The organism is Duganella sp. AC237 (assembly GCF_979254035.1).
This window is the reverse complement of record NZ_CEEDEW010000003.1, coordinates 3552666-3568913: the sequence shown is the minus strand read 5'-3', so window position 1 is coordinate 3568913 and position 16248 is coordinate 3552666. Positions and strand designations below refer to the sequence as shown.

The following is a 16248-nucleotide window of genomic DNA, read 5'->3' as shown; positions in this document are numbered from 1 at the left end:
ACGTAGGGCGGATTAGCGCAGCGTAATCCGCCAATGCGTGCTCCGTCGGCGGCGCGTAGATGGCGGATTACGGCGTTCCGCCTAATCCGCCCTACGTGTTTTAGATGTGAGCATGGTTTAGATGGCGAATTGTAGTTGGCGCACTGTGGGCGCGCCCAATGGGCTTAGTCGCTCCAAGGGCAACTCGGCGTTGGCCGGATGCAGCAGTTGCAGGCAGCGCCGCTTGAGCGTCGTGAACTCGGGCGATGTCACCAGCGACGCGTCGCGCGGGCGCGCAAAAGGCACCGCGATCTGCTCGATGATGCGTCCCGGACGCGGGCTCATCACCAGCACGCGGTCGGCCAGGAACAGCGCCTCGTCGATGTCGTGCGTGATGAAGACGATGGTTGTGCGGATGCGCGCCCACAGGTCCAGCAACAGCTGCTGCATCATCAGCCGCGTTTGCGCGTCGAGCGCGCCGAACGGCTCGTCCATCAGCATCACGCGCGGATGGTTGATCAGCACGCGCGCGATTTCGACGCGCTGCTTCATGCCGCCCGACAGCTGCGCCGGATAGTGCCTGGCGAACGCCTCCAGTCCCACCAGGGCCAGCAACTCCAGCGCGCGGCGGCGGCGCTCGGCGCGCGGCACGCCTTGCATCTTCAGGCCGAAGGCGACGTTGTCGACCACTTTCCGCCACGGGAATAGCGTGTGGTGCTGGAACACCAGGCCCCGTTCGGCGTGCGGGCCGTCGATGGCGCGGCCGTCGACGGTGATGGCGCCACGGCTTGGCCGCAGATGGCCGGCCAGCGCGCCGAGCAAGGTCGACTTGCCGCAGCCGGAAGGGCCGAGCAGGCAGACAAACTCGCCCGGGGCCACCGTCAGGCTGACGTCCTGCACCGCCTCGAACGCCTGGGCGCCGTGTCCCACCCGCAGATGCAGCTTGTCGATATCAATTTGGCCCACGCTCATGGCTTGCCCTCCGGTTGGTGCCAGGGCATCAGGACCTGGCCGATGGTTTTGACCAACGCGCTGCTGCCCATGCCCAGCAGGCCGATGACCAGCATGCCGACGACGATGTCGGCGTAGTTCTGGATCGTGTACGAGGCCCAGGTGTAGTAGCCGATGCCGAACTGGCCGGAGATCATCTCCGCCGTGACCAGGCAGAACCACGCGGTGCCCATGCCGATCGACAGGCCGGTGACGATGCTCGGCGCGGCGCCCGGCAGCACCACCTCGGTGAAGATGGCGCGCCGTCCGCCGCCCAGGCTGCGGGCCGAGGCGACCAGGCGCGGATCGATGTTCTCGACGCCGTGGACGGTGTTGAGCAGGATCGGAAACAGCGCGCCGGTGAAGGTGATGAACACCATCGACAACTCGGACGACGGGAACATCAGGATCGCCAGCGGTATCCAGGCGACCGCCGGGATCGGCCGCAGCATTTCCAGCGGCGGCATCAGCCAGCTTTCCAGCCGGCGCGAGCGGCCGATGGCCAGGCCGAGCAGGATGCCGAGCAGCGCGGCGACCAGGAAGCCGCTGAACACGCGCGCAACGCTGGCCTTCAGGTGGCCCAGCAACTGCGGCGATTGCAGCAGGGTCCAACCGGCGTGCGCGACCTCGGTCGGCGGCGGCACGTTTTGAAACGTCACCAGGCCGAGGTTCAGGTGGCTGGCCGAGGCCCATTGCCAGGCCAGCAGGCACACCACCAGGGAGGTGGCGCCGGCGCTCCAGCGGGCGGCGCCCGAGCCCAGGCCGGCACCAATGCCGATGCCGCGACCCAAGGCACCGGCGGCCCCGATGCCGTTGCCGCCCGGCGCTTGCTGTGTGCTGTCCATCGGCGCGCTCCTATTTTGCCGCGAGCGCGGGCGTGTTGCCCCGCAACGCGGCGAAGTCGAGGACGGAACCGCCGTTGCGCGCCGCCCAGGCGTCGGCCGCCGCGCGCGTCAGGAAGGCGCTGGTGTCGCCCTTGGCGGTGACGAACCAGGCGTCGCGGGCGAACAGCTTCAGGCCGCTGTCGCGGTCATGGGCGTAGACCACGCGTACCTTCTTGCCATCCTTCTCGAGCCGGCGCAGGGCGGTGAAGGCGGCGTCGGCGCTGGTGTAATGGCGCACCAGCGGCTCGCCATCGACCCAGATCTGCACCAGCCGCGAAAAGTCGGTGATCGGCTTGCCGGTTGCCGCGTCCTTGGCCACCAGCGGCAGGCGGTTGTAGTTCTTCAGCCGGGCCTCGTAGTCCAGGCCGGCCTGCTTGAAGGCGGCGCGGAGGTAGCGGTCGTCGATGAAGGTGTTGACGTCGAGGTCGTTGTCGGTGCGCTTCATCAAACGCAGCGTGTCGATCGAGGTCTTGACGGCCTGGCGGTATTCCGGTTTCCAGCTGAAGTCGCGCGTCTGCAAGCCCAGCGGGCCGTGGAACAGGTAGTCGACCTCGGCCTCGATGCCGGTCACCTTGGCGATCAGTTCGCTATATTTCTCCGGCTCGGCCGAGATCAGGCGGTCGGCCTCGATGGCCGCGCGCAGGAAGGCGGTGACGATCTCCGGATACCTGGCCGCGTAGGAAGCGTCGACCAGGCTGCCGTGCAGGGTGGGGGACTTGGCCTGCGAGCCGTCGAAGATCTTGCGGGCGTAGCCACGGTGCGGAAACAGTTCGGCGAACGGCACGAAATCGGCGTGCGCGTCGATCTTGTTGCTTTGCAGCGCGGAGCCGGCCACTTCCGGCGCCTGCGTGACGACGGTGATGTCCTTGTCCAGTTCCCAGCCTTGCGCCTTGATGGCGCGCAGCAGCATGCCGTGCGCGGTGGAGGCGAACGGCACCGAGATGGTCTTGCCTTTCAGCTCGGCTAGCGACTGCACCGTCGACGCCTTCGGTACGACAATGCCGTTGCCGCTGCCTTGCACGCTGCCCGACAGCACGCTGATGAACAGGCTTTTCTTGCCGGCCTTCTCGAAGGCGGCGCCGTTGAAGGAACCAGGGAAGTCGGCCATCGAGCCGATGTCGAGCTTGCCGGCGACCATCTCGTTGGTCAGCGGCGCGCCAGATGTGAAGTTCTTCCAGACGATCTCGTATTGCGCGTCCTTGTACTTGCCGTCGCGCGGCAGGTATTTCTCCAGCAGCTTCAGTTCGCGGATCAGCAGGCCGCCGGTGGCGCAGTTGATGGTGGTGTCCTGGGTGCCGATGGCGATGCGGATGGTCTCGGCGTTGGCCGCGCCGGCGCCCAGGGCCGCCAACAGCAGGGTGGTCGAAGTGCGATGCAAGAACATGTCATTCTCCAGAAAGGTCAGCGCAACAGGTAAGGAATATCGACCGTGACGGCGCCGGTCGGGCAATCTTTTTCGCAGGGCATGCAGTACCAGCATTCGTCGAATTTCATAAAGGCCTTGCCTTTGGTGAAGTCGATGGCCAGCACGTCGAGCGGGCAGACATCGACGCACACGGTGCAGCCCTTGTCGGCGATGCACAGCTCTTCGTTGACACGGACCGGCACGCTGCTTGGGTTGAGTGCGATGGGCATGGTGATCTCCTTAAACGGCAAGCGCTTCGGCTTGCGGGGTGGCAATCCGCAGTCGTTGATAGGCCTGTTTTTCCTGTTCGTCGAGGGCGACGATGTACGGCTCCAGCGGACGCTTGAAACAGGTCATTTCGCCGTCGACCTTCTTCAGCTGTACATGGCACAGCCAGTCGGCGTCGTTGCGCTTGGGATGGTCGACCCGGTTGTGGTACAGCCCCCAGCGGCTCTCGGTGCGGAACAGCGAGGCGCGCGCGGCCATCTCGGCGCAATCGCGGATCGCGTGCACCTCCAGCGCGCGCATCAGCTCGTGCGGACCGGCGGCCGACAAGCGATCCAGGTCGGCGCGGATGGCCTCGAACCGGGTCAGCCCGATTTCCATCTTGCGGGTGACCTTGGGCGGCTGCAGGTAGTCGTTGACCATGCGGCGCAGCTTGTATTCGACCTGGGCCGGCGGCAAACCGTCCGGACGGTCGAGCGGCGCCCAGACGCGTGCCCGTTCGGCCTCGACCTGCGCCTCGTCGAGCGGCGCCAGTACGACATCTGCGCAACGGCGCGCCGCGCTCTCGCCGGCGAGCTTGCCGTAGACGAAGGCGCCCAACATGTAGTTGTGCGGCACGCAAGCCAGGTCGCCGGCGGCGTACAGGCCGGCCACCGTGGTCTCGGCGTGCTCGTTGACCCACACACCGGAGGCAGAATGGCCGCTGCACAGGCCGATCTCCGAGATGTGCATCTCCACCATCTGCTCGCGGTAGTCGGTGCCGCGTCCGGCATGGAAACGGCCGCGGCTTGGCCGCTCGTTGGTGTGCAGGATGGTTTCGATGGTGCTGATGGTCTCCTCGGCCAGATGATCCAGCTTGAGGAACACCGGGCCGTTGCCGCCTTGCAGTTCGTTGTAAAACTCCTGCATCATCTGGCCGCTCCAGTAATCGCACTCGATGAAGCGCTCGCCCTTGTTGTTGGTGGTGAAGCCGCCGAACGGACCGGTCACATAGGCGCACGCCGGCCCGTTGTAATCCTTGATCAGCGGATTGATCTGGAAGCACTCGATGCCCGACAGTTCGGCGCCCGCGTGATATGCCATGCTGTAGCCGTCGCCGGCGTTGGTCGGATTTTCGTAGGTGCCGAACAGGTAGCCCGAGGCCGGCAGTCCCAGCCGGCCGGCGGCGCCGGTGGCCAGCACCACGGCCTTGGCGCGGATCACGTGGAAGTCGCCGGTGCGGCAGTCGAAGGACATGGCGCCGGCGATGCTGCCGTCGGCCGCCGTCAGCAGCCGCGTCGCCACCAGCCGGTTGCTGATCTCCACGCGCTGGCGCTTGAGGCGGCGGTACAGGACCTTTTTGATATCGTGGCCCTCGGGCATCGGCAACACGTAGGTGCCCATGTGGTGCACCTTGCGCATCGCGTAATCGCCGGTTTCGTCCTTCTCGAACTTGACGCCCCAGCGGTCCAGCTCCTCGATCATCGGATAGCTGTTCTGAGCGTAGGCCATCACCGTGCGCTGGTTGACGATGCCGTCGTTGGCGGTGGTGATCTCCTTCACGTATTGCTCGGGCGTGGCAAAGCCCGGCACGACGGCGTTGTTGAGCCCGTCCATGCCCATGGAGATGGCGCCGCTGCGTTTGACGTGGGCCTTCTCCAGCAGCAGCACGCGCAGCGTCGGGTCGGCTTCCTTGGCCTTGACGGCGGCCATCGGGCCGGCGGTGCCGCCGCCGATCACCAGCACGTCGACGGTTTCGATGATGGTTTGCATAGTGTTCACTCCGTGTTGAAAACGACAGGGGCGCTCAGCCTCGGCGCGCGATCTGCAGGCGATACTGGAAGGCGTCGCCGCGGAAATACAGGTATTCGAAGTCGAGCGGCGTGCCGTCGGCCGCGTGGGTCAGGCGTTCGATGCGCAGCAACGCCGTGCCCGCCTCGATGCGCAGCGCGTGGGCCAGCGTGTCGTCGGCCAGCATGGCGTCGATCTGCAGGTCGGCCCGGCCCAGCGCGATGCCGTAATCGTTTTCCAGGATCAGGAAGATGTCGCGCCCGGCCAGGTCCTCGCGGCGCAGGCGCTCGCCGATGTCGGGCGGCAGATAGGTCACCTCCAGCGACACCGGCTCGCGGTTCAGGTGGCGCACGCGCTTGATCTCGGCCACGTCGGCGCCGGGCGCCAGACCCAGCCGCTGCGCCACATGGGCCGGCGCGGCGATGGTCTTGTGGCTGGTGACCTGGTTGTAGATCTCGTAGCCCATGCGGCCCATGGCCTCGCCGAAGCCCTCGAGCTGGGTCAGCTGCTGGAACGCCTTGGGCTTGGAGACGAAGGTGCCCTTGCCGGGGATCTTGAAGATCACGCCTTCCTTTTGCAGGTCGTTGAGCGCTTGGCGCACGGTGATGCGGCTGACGCCGAATATCGTGCTCAGCTCGCTCTCGGCGGGCAATTTGGCGTGGGCGGGATAACTGCCGTCGAGGATGCGCTCGCGCAGGTTTTCCTTCACCTGCGTATAGAGCGGGACGGGGGACAGCTCGACGGTACGGAAATTGGTCATCGGTTCACCTGGTCGGTATAACCTGTCATAACAGGTCATGACTATCGAAAGAGCTTGCAGTCTATCGAGGCCGATTCAGCGTGTGAACGAATGATTGTGCGTTTGCTTATGCAAAAAGGTTTGGAGCGGGAGGGCGGGCGGGGCGGGCGGTAGCGTGATGCGCCGCCCGCTCCCGGGTTGAGAGGTAGCCTCAGCCGCGTGTGGCCAGATGCGGCATGGGATGGTGCTCGTAGTGGCCGGCACCGTTTTGCACAATCGGATCTTGCGCGGTCAGCAGCGCGATGTCCTGGGCATCGTCAATGCGGTAGAGCGACACGCCATAGCCGCCGGCCGGATCCATCACCGGACCGTGCGCAACGATCAGGCCGTCTTCGAGGAGCTGGTTCAGATAGGCGCCGTGTTGCCCCATCCACTTCTTTTCGTCTGCGGACATGGTGGCCAGAAAATCGGCGCGCGGCGGGATATATTTGCAGAGATAGTACTTCATGGCTTGCTCCTGATCGGATGACGGGGTTTATGCGGCCGTTTGCACGCTTTTGAGGATCGATCCCTCAAACATCTTGGGCGCGTACTGTTGGAGGAACAGGATCATGCCTGTCATCTTGCCGACCGGATTGCTGAACTTTGGCTCGGACGTGCCGATCAATCTGGTGATGGTGTTGACCACGGCATCCGGCGACTCCGCCTCGTCGATGCCTTTTTTGTCGCCGCCTTCACCTGGCGCCGGTAACCGTCGTAGTCGGCGATGCCGCCGCCGTTGGCGGACACGGCGTTGTGACCGAGATTGGTTTTGAACCACACAGGCTCGACCATGCTGACCTTGATGTTGAAAGCATTCAGTTCGAAGCGCAGCGACTTGAAGTAGCCCTGGACGGCGTGCTTGGATGCCGTGTAGTACGACAGGTTCGGCGGCCCGATCAAGCCGACGATGGAACTGACGGTGATGATTTGCCCGTTTTTCTGCGCGCGGAAGCGTGGCAGCAGCGCGTTGGTGAGCTTGACCGTACCCCAGAAGTTGGTTTCGAACTGCTGGCGGCCCAGTTCGATCGGCGTTTCCTCGGCGATGCCGGTGACCATGTAGCCGGCATTGTTGACCAGTACATCGAGCGTCGGCGCGAAATCGAACAGCTCGATGGTGAAGTCCTTGATGGACTGGTCGTCGTCGATATTCAACCGCAGCAGTTTGAACGGCAGCTTGCCGGCGTATTTTTCCGGCTTGCGGCTGGTGCCGATGACGGTGTGGCCCTGATGGTGCAGAGTCGTCGCGAGCAACAGCCCGAAGCCGGAGGAGGCGCCGGTGACCAGAATGGTTTTTTTCATTTGAATACCCTGTTGGAGAGATTGAGTGATCCCAGACTAAGCACGGCTGGGGATGGGATAGCCGTACTTTGCCCGCGAAACGGTCCCCGCGCACTCGCCGAGCGCGCCAATTTGAATGCGCAACGCGCCAACCCTGCGCCAACCCTGCGCCGACGGCGTGGCGCCATCGGCTATTGTCCTGGCATGATCGGCGAGCTAGACTAGGTCGATGAATACTGCAAACAAACCCTCACGCGCCGCGGCGCTCGACTACGCGGTCTGGCCCGGCTGGCGCTTGCTGATGCAGGACGCCGGGCTGGCCACGTCGCCGATCCTGCGCCGCGCCCGGTTGCCTGGCGACCTGTTCGCGCGCCAGAACGTGCGCCTGGACCCGGACAGCTTTTTCAAACTGTGGAACGCCATCGACGCCGAGGCCTTGTCGCTCGACGCCGATTTGCCGGCACCGTTGAGAATCGCCAAGGTGATGTCGTCCGACTGGTTCGACCCGGAGCTGTTTGCCGCCCTGTGCAGCGCCAACCTCTCGGACGCTTTGGAGCGCATCGGCAAGTACGTTCGTTTGATCGCGCCGATGTCGATCAAGGTCGAACGCGGGCCGGTCCAGACGACCTTCAGCATCGCCTTTCTCGGCGACGGCAAGCCGCCACCGCCGGTATTTCTGGCCTTTAAGCTGGTTTTCTTCCTGCAGTTGGGGCGTTTGGCCACCCGTACCGCCATCCAGCCGATGCGGGTGGCTTGGCCATCCGCGCCGGTGCCGGGGCTGGAGGCGTCGACCTATGCCGCCTTCTTCGGGGTGCCGGTGACGGCGTCAGCGGCGGCCACCCTGGTGCTCGCCACCGTCGACGCCGAGCGTCCGTTCCTGACCGAGAACCACAAGATGTGGCTGTTCTTCGAGCCATCGCTGCGCCAGCGGCTCGCCGACCTCGACCGCACCGCGGGCATGGCCGAACGGGTGCGCGGCACCTTGCTCGAGACCCTGCCGGCCGGCGAGGCGTCGATGCAGGCGGTGTGCCGCCGGCTCGGAGTCAGCACGCGCACCTTGCAACGGCGGCTGCAGGACGAGGGCACCACCTTCCAGCAAACGCTTGACGCCCTGCGCGATTCGCTGGCCCACCACTATTTGCGGAACACGGCGCTGTCCGGCGCGGAGATTTCGTTCCTATTGGGTTTCGAGGATGCGAACTCCTTCGCGCGCGCCTTCCATGTGTGGACTGGCAAAACGCCGCAGGCGGTGCGGCTCGATACGGGGGCCTAAGTCATTCTGGCACCTTCGGCCGTGAGGGTGGCGCGCCGGGACCGTGACGAACGCAGGAAGCCATGCCTCGCCGTGGCGGCGGCGACCGCGCACCCCGAGCGCCGGAACATCAGTGTAAGGATTTCCCTACATCGCAATCAGGCGCGCCCGATGGCGAACCCGTGCGGATCCGGGCATGCTGCGGCTAGCGCCAGCCGATGCCGACAAGGAGAACGACAATGAGCACAGCAGACACACGCCGCCCCCCACCACACGCCGTCCGGCAAGGGTTGTTGTAACAATGGAACAGGAAGACGTGACAGGTGTGTTGTCTGGTAGCATGATCGCTATCTTTGATACGATTTATTCTGGAGAGTTGCACCCTACAATGATAAGAATCCTGATCGCCGACGACCATGCGATCGTACGCGGCGGCCTGCTGCAGCTGTTCGCCCTCGCGGGCGACGTGACGGTGGTCGCCCAGGCCACCAACGGCGGGCAGGTGATCGAAAGCTTGCGCGGTGTGGCGTGCGATCTGGTGTTGCTGGACATGTCGATGCCGGGCATCAGCGGCATCGAGCTGATCGGGCGCATCCGCGCCCACGCGCCGACCCTGCCGATCCTGGTGCTGAGCATGCACAACGAGGCGCTGGTGGTGCGGCGCGCGCTCAAGGCCGGCGCCAACGGCTACATGACCAAGGACGGCGATCCCGAGACCTTGTTGTTGGCCGTGCGCAAGGTCGCCGCCGGCGGGCGCTACATCGATCCGGGGCTGGCCGAGCAAATGGTGTTCGAGGGCGAGGCCGGGCAGACCGAGCGGCCCCACGAGCAGTTGTCCAACCGCGAGCTGAGCATCTTCCGCCTGTTCGTCGGCGGCAAAAGCGTCAACCAGATCGCCGAGGAGCTGGCCATCAGCAACAAAACGGTCAGCACCCACAAGGCGCGCCTGATGCAAAAGATGGGTTTCCAGAGCAACGCCGACATGCTGCGATATGGCATCGATCACGCGCTCGGCCAGTAGGCCGGCGATACCGCCGCGCGCCGCCACGGGGAACCGCCATGCCGGTTGACCTGCACCTGCGCGAGCGCACCATCCTGATCGTCGACGACACGCCGGCCAACCTGACCGTCGCGGTGGCCATGCTGCAGCGCCACGGGCTGCGCCTGGCGGTGGCCCACAGCGGCGGCGAGGCGCTGCGCCGGGTGGCGTTCGCGCCCCCCGACCTGATCCTGCTGGACGTGATGTTGCCCGACATCGACGGCTTCGAGGTGTGCCGCAGGCTCAAGGCCGGCGACGGGCCGGGCGCGGCGGTGCCGGTGATCTTCATGACCGCGCTCACCGGCACGGCCGAGAAGGTGGCCGGCTTCGCCGCCGGCGCGGTCGACTACGTGACCAAGCCCTTGCAGGCCGAGGAGGTGCTCGCGCGCGTGACCACCCACCTGCGGCTGGCCGCCATGCGGACCAAGCTGGTCGCGCAGAACGCCCAGCTGGAGGACGAGAACCGCGAACGGCGCGCGGCCGAACGGGTGCTGCAGCAATACCGCGACAGCCTGGAATTGCAGGTGGCCGAGCGCACCGCCGAGCTGCGCGAGCTCAGCGCCCACCGCGAATGCGCCCGCGAGGACGAGCGCAAGCACATCGCCCGCGAGCTGCACGACGAGCTGGGGCAATCGCTGACGGCGCTGCGCATGCAGGCGGCGCTGCTGCGGGTGCGCTTCGGCGCCGACATCCCCGGCCTGAACGAGCAGGTGCGCGGCATGACCGAACTGGTCGACCGCACCATCGGCGTGGTGCGCAACGTTGCCACCTGCCTGCGCCCGACCGTGCTCGACCTGGGCATCGGCGCGGCGCTCGAATGGCTGGTCGACGAGTTCCGCCGCAACAGCGGGCTCGATTGCAGCCTGGCCCTGGCGTTGGGCGACGGCCAGCTCAGCGAGCGCCAGGCCGTGGCCGTGTTCCGCATCGTGCAGGAGTCGCTCACCAACGTCGCCCGCCACGCCGACGCCAGCGAGACTTCGGTCTCGCTGCGCCTGGCGGCCACGGGCTGCGAATTGGAGGTCGAGGACGACGGCCGGGGCTTCGACCCGGCGCGCGCGCGGCCGCACTCGTTCGGCCTGCTCGGCATCCGCGAGCGCGTGCTCAGCCTGGACGGCCGGTTGAGCATCGCCAGCGGGCCGGGCGGCCGCACCCGCATCGTGGTGCAACTGCCGCCGGACCCGGCATGAGGCCGGAGCGCCGCCGCGCCGCCCGCGCGCGCCGGGCAATGGCGCGCTTGCTGCTTGGCGCCGCGCTGGCTGGCTGCGCGGGGGCGGTGGCCGGGGCAAGCGCGGCCGGGCCGTCGGCGCGGCTGACGCCGGCCGGCGGCACGGCAAAACCGGCCACGACGGCCCCCGAGCGCTGGTCCGAGCTGACCTTGCCGATGTTCCAGGCGGTCGGCGCCCCACAGGGTCTGGGCAACGTCCTGGTGTCGGCCATCGCCCAAGACCCGCACGGCTTCCTGTGGGTGGCCACCGCCGGCGGCCTGTCGCGCTGGGACGGCTACCGCTTCCAAAATTACACCAACGACCCCGACGATCCGCGCTCGCTGCCGGACAATTACGTCGTCGCGCTGTACACCGACCGCAAGGGCCGGCTGTGGGCGGGTACCGCCAACGGCGGCCTGGCGCGCTACGTGCCGGAGGATGACGGCTTCGTCACCTACAACCCCCAAAGCGCCGGTCTGGCCGCCGGCGGCGTTCACGCGATCGCCGGCGACGGCGGCGACGGCTTGTGGCTGGCCACCAGCGGCGGGCTGTTGCACCTGGATGCTCCCGAGGATCCCGCCCGCGCGCGCGCCACGCGCTACCTTCACCATGCAACCGATCCGGCCAGCCTGCCGGCCGACCTGGTCGGCGCGCTGGCGGTCGGCGCCGACGGCACCGTCTTCGCCGGCACGGACGACGGCCTGGCCTGGCGGGCGCCCGGCGGCGGCGCTTTCACCAGGGTGGCGCTGCCGGGGTACGAGGGCCGCGGCGTGGCCGTGCTGGCCCTGTTCGTCGATCACGCCGGCATGGTGTGGATCGGCACCAACGGCGCCGGCGTGTTCGTGTTCGACCCGCGCACCGGCCGCATCGGGCGCCACGCCGCCGGCGCCGCCGCCGCCGCGCTGATGAAGCACGTCAACGTCACCGCCTTCGCCGAACCGGTGCCTGGCGAACTGTGGGTCAGTTCCTATTCCTATGGCGTGGCCGTGATCGAGCGCGCCAGCGGCCGCGCGCGCCACCTGACCTACGAGGCGCTGGTGCCGGGCGGTCTGGCCAGCGGCGTCGTGCACACCTTGTTCACCGACCGCGCCGGGGCGCTGTGGATCGGCACCGACAAGGGACTGAACCAGCGTGCGCCGGCCCAGGCGGCCCTGTCGCTGGCGCCGCGCCAGAACTCGCGTCCCGGCCTTAGCGACAACGACGCCACCAGCGTGGCCGAGGCGCCGGACCACAGTGTGTGGGTCGGCCTGCTGCGCCAGGGGGCGGACGTGGTCGACCCGCAGCGCCGGCGCGTCGGGCACTGGCCGCCGTCGTCCACGCCCGCGGGCACGCCGGCGACGGCGTCGGCCGCCAACGTCACCGCGCTGTATGCCCAGCGGGACGGCAAGGTGTTGCTGGCCACGGAGTCGGGCCTGTTCCGCGCCGACGCCGACGGCGGCGCCGCCAAGCCGCTGCGCGCGCCCTGGCTCGACCACCGGGTGCATGTGCGCACCCTCAGCGAGGCCGCCGGCAGTCTGTGGATCGGCACCGCGACCAGCGGGCTGCTGCAGGCGCGCGCGCACGGCGCCGGCGGGCTGGACTTGGTCAAGGTGCGCGCGGTCGCCGGCCTCGGCGGCATGGAGATCAGCGACCTGCAGCCCGGTCCGGAGGGCTCGCTGTGGGTCGGCACCACCGCCGGCTTGAACCGGGTCGACGCGGTCAGCGGCGCCGTGCTCGAATGGATAGGCGGCGACCGCGCCGATCCGGCGGCGCTGTCCCATCCCAGCGTCAACACCCTGCTCACCGACCGTCGCGGCAGGCTATGGGTCGGCACCAACGGCGGCCTTGACGTGCTGGAACGCCTGGCCGGCGGCCAGCGCCGCTTCCACCGCCTCGGCCGGACCCAGGGTCTGCCCAACACCAGCATCTGCCAGCTGCTCGAGGACGCGCAGGGGCGGATCTGGGCCAGCACCGACGACGGCATCGCCGTCATCGACCCGGACAGCTATGCGGTCGGCGTGCTGGGCGCGGCCGAGGGCGCGCTGTATTCGCCGTACTGGGCGCGCGCGGGCGTCGCCAGCGCCGCCGGCGAGCTGCTGTTCGGCGGCTCCGGCGGGGTCACCATCGTGCGTCCGGAGCGCTACCGCCCGTGGCGCCTGGCCGCGCCGCTGGCCGTCACCGAGGTGCGCCTGGGCGGCAAGGTGGTGCCGCCGGGACGCTACAACCACGCCGCCGGCGGCCCCGGTCCGGCCACGCTGGACGTGCCGGCCGAGGCCAACAGCTTCGCGGTCGGCTTCGCCGCGCTCGATTTCACCGCGCCCGAGCTCAACCAATATGCCTACCGCCTCGACGGCTTCGACCGCATCTGGACCTACGCCGACGCCGGGCACCGGCTCGCGTCCTACACCAACCTGCCGCCCGGCAAGTACCGGCTGCTGATACGGGGCACCAACCGGGCCGGCGTCTGGAGCGCGCACGAGCTGGCGCTGCCGGTGCGGGTGCAGCCGTGGTGGTGGCAAACCTGGTGGTTCCAGGGCGCGGCAGCGCTGCTGGGCCTGGCGGCGCTCTACGGCGCCTACCGGCTGCGGATCTGGCGCCTGGCGGCCCAGCGCGGCGCGCTCGAGCGCGAGGTGGCGGCGCGCACGGCCGAGGTTTTGCGGCAAAAGGCGCTGGCCGACCAGCAGCGCGGCGAGGCCGAACGCGAACACCGCGCCGCGAGCGAGCGCAACGCCGAGCTGGCGGCGGTCAACGCGGTGGCGCAGATCCTGGCCGGCAAGCTCGAACTGGACCAGTTGATCGCGCTGGTGGGCGACCAGGTGCACCGCCTGTTCCAGTCCGAACGCACCTGCATCAACCTGCTGGACGACACCGATGGCACGTTGCGGGTGGCCTATGTCCACGGCCCCGAGCACGCCGGCAGCCTGGCCGAGGCGCACCAGGCGGCGCTGGCCCGGCTCGTCGCCAGCGGGCGCGGCGAGCTGGCCGGGCTCGGGCCGGGCGACGCCGCCTGCCACGGGACGGGCGGCGTTGCCGACGGTGGCGAAGCGCCGGTGGCGCCATCGTGCCTGTACGTGCCCATCATCGCCAACGGCGTGGTGCGCGGGGCCGTGTCGGTGCGCCGCGCCGTCGGTGCCGCCGGCTCGTACCGGGCCAGCGACCAGCGCCTGCTCGACACCATCGCCGCCCACCTCGGCGCGGCGCTGCAAAACGCCCGCCTGTTCCAGCAGGCCGAGGCGGCCCGCGCCAGGGCCGAGGAGGCCACGCAGGCCAAGTCGATGTTCCTGGCCAACATGAGCCACGAGATCCGCACGCCGATGAATGCCGTCATCGGCCTGTCGTACCTGGCGCTGGGCACCGGCTCGCCGTCGCGCCAGCGCGACTACCTGCAAAAAATCCACAATGCCGGCAACTCGCTGGTGGGCATCATCAGCGACATCCTCGATTTTTCCAAGATCGAGGCCGGCAAGCTCGATCTGGAAAGCGCCGACTTCGACCTCGACGACCTGCTGGCCCACGTGGCCGCGATCGCCGGCGGCGCGCGCGGCCCGGCGCTCGAATGCAACTTCGACGTGCCGGCGGCCGTGCCGCGGCGCCTGCGCGGCGACGCCCAGCGGCTCGGCCAGGTGCTGATCAACCTGCTCAACAACGCGCTCAAGTTCACGACCAGCGGCGAGGTCGCGCTGGCGGTGCGCGCGCTCGATGGGCAGGACGCGCGCGTGCAACTCGAGTTCAGCGTGCGCGACAGCGGCATCGGCATGTCGGCGCCGCAACTGGGCAAGTTGTTCCAGGCGTTCACGCAAGCCGACAATTCGTCAACGCGGCGCTTCGGCGGCACCGGTCTTGGGCTCAGCATCTGCAAGAACCTGGTCGATCTGATGGGCGGCACGATCGCCGTCGACAGCGAACCCGGTGTCGGCAGCCGCTTCGTCGTCGTGGTGTCGCTCGAGCCCGCCGGCGAAGGGCTGGCGCCCGCCCCGGGCTTGCCGGCGGCCCTGGACGGCCTGCGGGTGCTGGTGGTCGACGACAGCGCCACCGCGCGCGCCGGGCTGCTGGGAACATTGGACAGCCTGGGGCTGGACGCCGCAGCCGCCGCCTGCCGGCAGGAAGTCTCGCGCTTGTTGTCCGGCGCGGCGCGCTACGACCTGGTGCTGGTCGACGCCGGCATGCCGGGACTGGACCGCGAGTGGGGCGCGCAGCTGGAAGCGGCCCATGGCGCGCCGTCCAAGGTGGCGCTGTTGACCAACGTGGCAGGGGACGAGCCGGACCGCACGCCGTGCGACGGCGGCGTCGACGCCTGCCTGGTCAAGCCGGTGACGCGGGCCGCCATGGTCGACATGCTGCTGGGCCTGTACGCACCGGACCAGCGCCAGGTCGCGCCGGACCAGCGGCGGGCGCCGCCCCGTTTCGACGGCGCGCGCGTGCTGCTGGTCGAGGACAACGAAATCAACCAGGAGATCGCCGTCGGCCTGCTGGAGGCGTGCGGGGTGGTGGTCGAGCTGGCGAACAACGGCACCGAGGCGCTCGACCGGCTGCACGCGGTGGACGCCGCGCGCCGCTACCAGCTGGTGTTCATGGATTTGCACATGCCAGAGCTCGACGGCCACGCCACCACCGTGCGGCTGCGGCAAGACAGCCGTTTCGACGCGCTGCCGATCATCGCCATGACCGCCAACACCATGCCTGCCGAGCGGCAGCGCTGTCGTGAGGAAGGCTTCGACGGCCACCTGAGCAAGCCGCTGATACCGGACGAGCTGCACCGGCTGCTGGCCGGCTACCTGACGGCCGGCGCCCCCGGCGGCCGGCGCGAACAGCAGGCGGTGTTCGACGGCGCCGTGCCGGGCCTGGACCTGGCCGCCGCGCGCCGGGGCGTCGACGGCGACGAGGCCTTGCTGGGCAAGGTGCTGCGCATGTTCAGCCGCGACGAACGCGACCGCGCCCGGCGCATCCGTGCCGCGCTCGCGCAAGGCGACCATGCGGACGCCGAGCGCCACGCGCACTCGCTGCGCGGCCTGGCCGAAAGCATCGGGGCGGCGCGCGTGGCGCGGCTCGCCGGCGATCTGGAGCGCGCGGCGCGGCAGCCGATGGAGGAGGGGCCGCCGGCGTCTGCGGTGGCCGCCGCGCTCGACGCGCTCGACGGCGCGCTGTCCGCCTTGTGCGCCGAACTGGACCGGCGCCTGCCGCCGGCGGCGGAAGCGGCCACCGGCACCGTGCGCGCCCCCGGCGACTGGCTGGCCGAGCTGCGCAGGTTGGACCAGCTCATGCTTGCCGGCGACACCGGGGCGATCGCCTTGTTCGCCGCCGGCGCCGCCGACTTCGCGGCCAGCTTCGGCAGCTGGGACGCCGAAGCGATCCAGCGCAGCCTCGACGAGCGGGACTTCGACGGCGCCCAGGCGGCGCTGCGCTGGGTCGCGCACAAGCACGCGCTGGACTTGTAAGCCCGGCCGCCAGGTTTGCCCTACGC

Annotated in this window: 13 protein-coding genes; 4 read left to right on the top strand and 9 right to left on the bottom strand. The window is 68.6% G+C overall.

Going from position 1 to position 16248, the window contains the following annotated elements:
- Positions 1-117 precede the first annotated feature (117 nt).
- The 9 genes from AC0IYS_RS15940 to AC0IYS_RS15900 form a co-directional block, all read right to left on the bottom strand.
- A complete protein-coding gene (locus AC0IYS_RS15940; protein ID WP_471706065.1) occupies positions 118-951 on the bottom strand; it encodes an ABC transporter ATP-binding protein in 834 nt (277 codons plus the stop codon).
- The gene (locus tag AC0IYS_RS15935) at positions 948-1814 is read right to left on the bottom strand and encodes an ABC transporter permease (protein WP_471706064.1); all 867 of its coding nucleotides are present in this window, start codon (positions 1812-1814) and stop codon (positions 948-950) included. The genes AC0IYS_RS15940 and AC0IYS_RS15935 overlap by 4 nt, the downstream gene beginning before the upstream one ends.
- A 10-nt stretch (positions 1815-1824) precedes the next feature.
- Positions 1825-3237, bottom strand: coding sequence for an ABC transporter substrate-binding protein (locus tag AC0IYS_RS15930; RefSeq protein ID WP_471706063.1), 1413 nt, complete (start codon positions 3235-3237; stop codon positions 1825-1827).
- A 17-nt stretch (positions 3238-3254) separates the two neighbouring features.
- A complete protein-coding gene (locus AC0IYS_RS15925) occupies positions 3255-3488 on the bottom strand; it encodes a 4Fe-4S dicluster domain-containing protein (protein ID WP_090318490.1) in 234 nt (77 codons plus the stop codon).
- A 10-nt stretch (positions 3489-3498) separates the two neighbouring features.
- The gene (locus AC0IYS_RS15920) at positions 3499-5235 is read right to left on the bottom strand and encodes a fumarate reductase/succinate dehydrogenase flavoprotein subunit (RefSeq protein WP_471706062.1); all 1737 of its coding nucleotides are present in this window, start codon (positions 5233-5235) and stop codon (positions 3499-3501) included.
- Between the two features lie 34 nt (positions 5236-5269).
- Positions 5270-6013, bottom strand: coding sequence for a GntR family transcriptional regulator (locus AC0IYS_RS15915; protein WP_363495616.1), 744 nt, complete (start codon positions 6011-6013; stop codon positions 5270-5272).
- A gap of 190 nt (positions 6014-6203) precedes the next feature.
- Positions 6204-6500 (bottom strand): YciI family protein, encoded by a 297-nt coding sequence (locus AC0IYS_RS15910; protein WP_471706061.1) that lies wholly within the window; start codon positions 6498-6500, stop codon positions 6204-6206.
- Positions 6501-6527: 27 nt separating this feature from the next.
- Positions 6528-6680, bottom strand: coding sequence for a hypothetical protein (locus AC0IYS_RS15905; protein ID WP_471706060.1), 153 nt, complete (start codon positions 6678-6680; stop codon positions 6528-6530).
- Positions 6656-7333, bottom strand: a complete 678-nt coding sequence (locus AC0IYS_RS15900; protein ID WP_471706059.1) for an SDR family oxidoreductase — start codon at positions 7331-7333, stop codon at positions 6656-6658. Before AC0IYS_RS15900 ends, AC0IYS_RS15905 begins: the two co-directional genes overlap by 25 nt.
- A 208-nt stretch (positions 7334-7541) precedes the next feature.
- Here AC0IYS_RS15900 and AC0IYS_RS15895 point away from each other — a divergent pair, with 208 nt between their 5' ends.
- From AC0IYS_RS15895 to AC0IYS_RS15880, 4 genes are all read left to right on the top strand, one after another.
- Positions 7542-8585, top strand: coding sequence for an AraC family transcriptional regulator (locus AC0IYS_RS15895; RefSeq protein WP_471706058.1), 1044 nt, complete (start codon positions 7542-7544; stop codon positions 8583-8585).
- 367 nt (positions 8586-8952) lie between these two features.
- Positions 8953-9585: a response regulator transcription factor gene (locus tag AC0IYS_RS15890; protein WP_471706057.1), complete on the top strand. Its 633-nt coding sequence runs from the start codon at positions 8953-8955 to the stop codon at positions 9583-9585.
- Between the two features lie 38 nt (positions 9586-9623).
- Positions 9624-10790, top strand: a complete 1167-nt coding sequence (locus AC0IYS_RS15885; protein ID WP_471706056.1) for an ATP-binding response regulator — start codon at positions 9624-9626, stop codon at positions 10788-10790.
- Positions 10787-16222: a two-component regulator propeller domain-containing protein gene (locus tag AC0IYS_RS15880; RefSeq protein ID WP_471706055.1), complete on the top strand. Its 5436-nt coding sequence runs from the start codon at positions 10787-10789 to the stop codon at positions 16220-16222. The genes AC0IYS_RS15885 and AC0IYS_RS15880 overlap by 4 nt, the downstream gene beginning before the upstream one ends.
- Positions 16223-16248 lie beyond the last annotated feature (26 nt).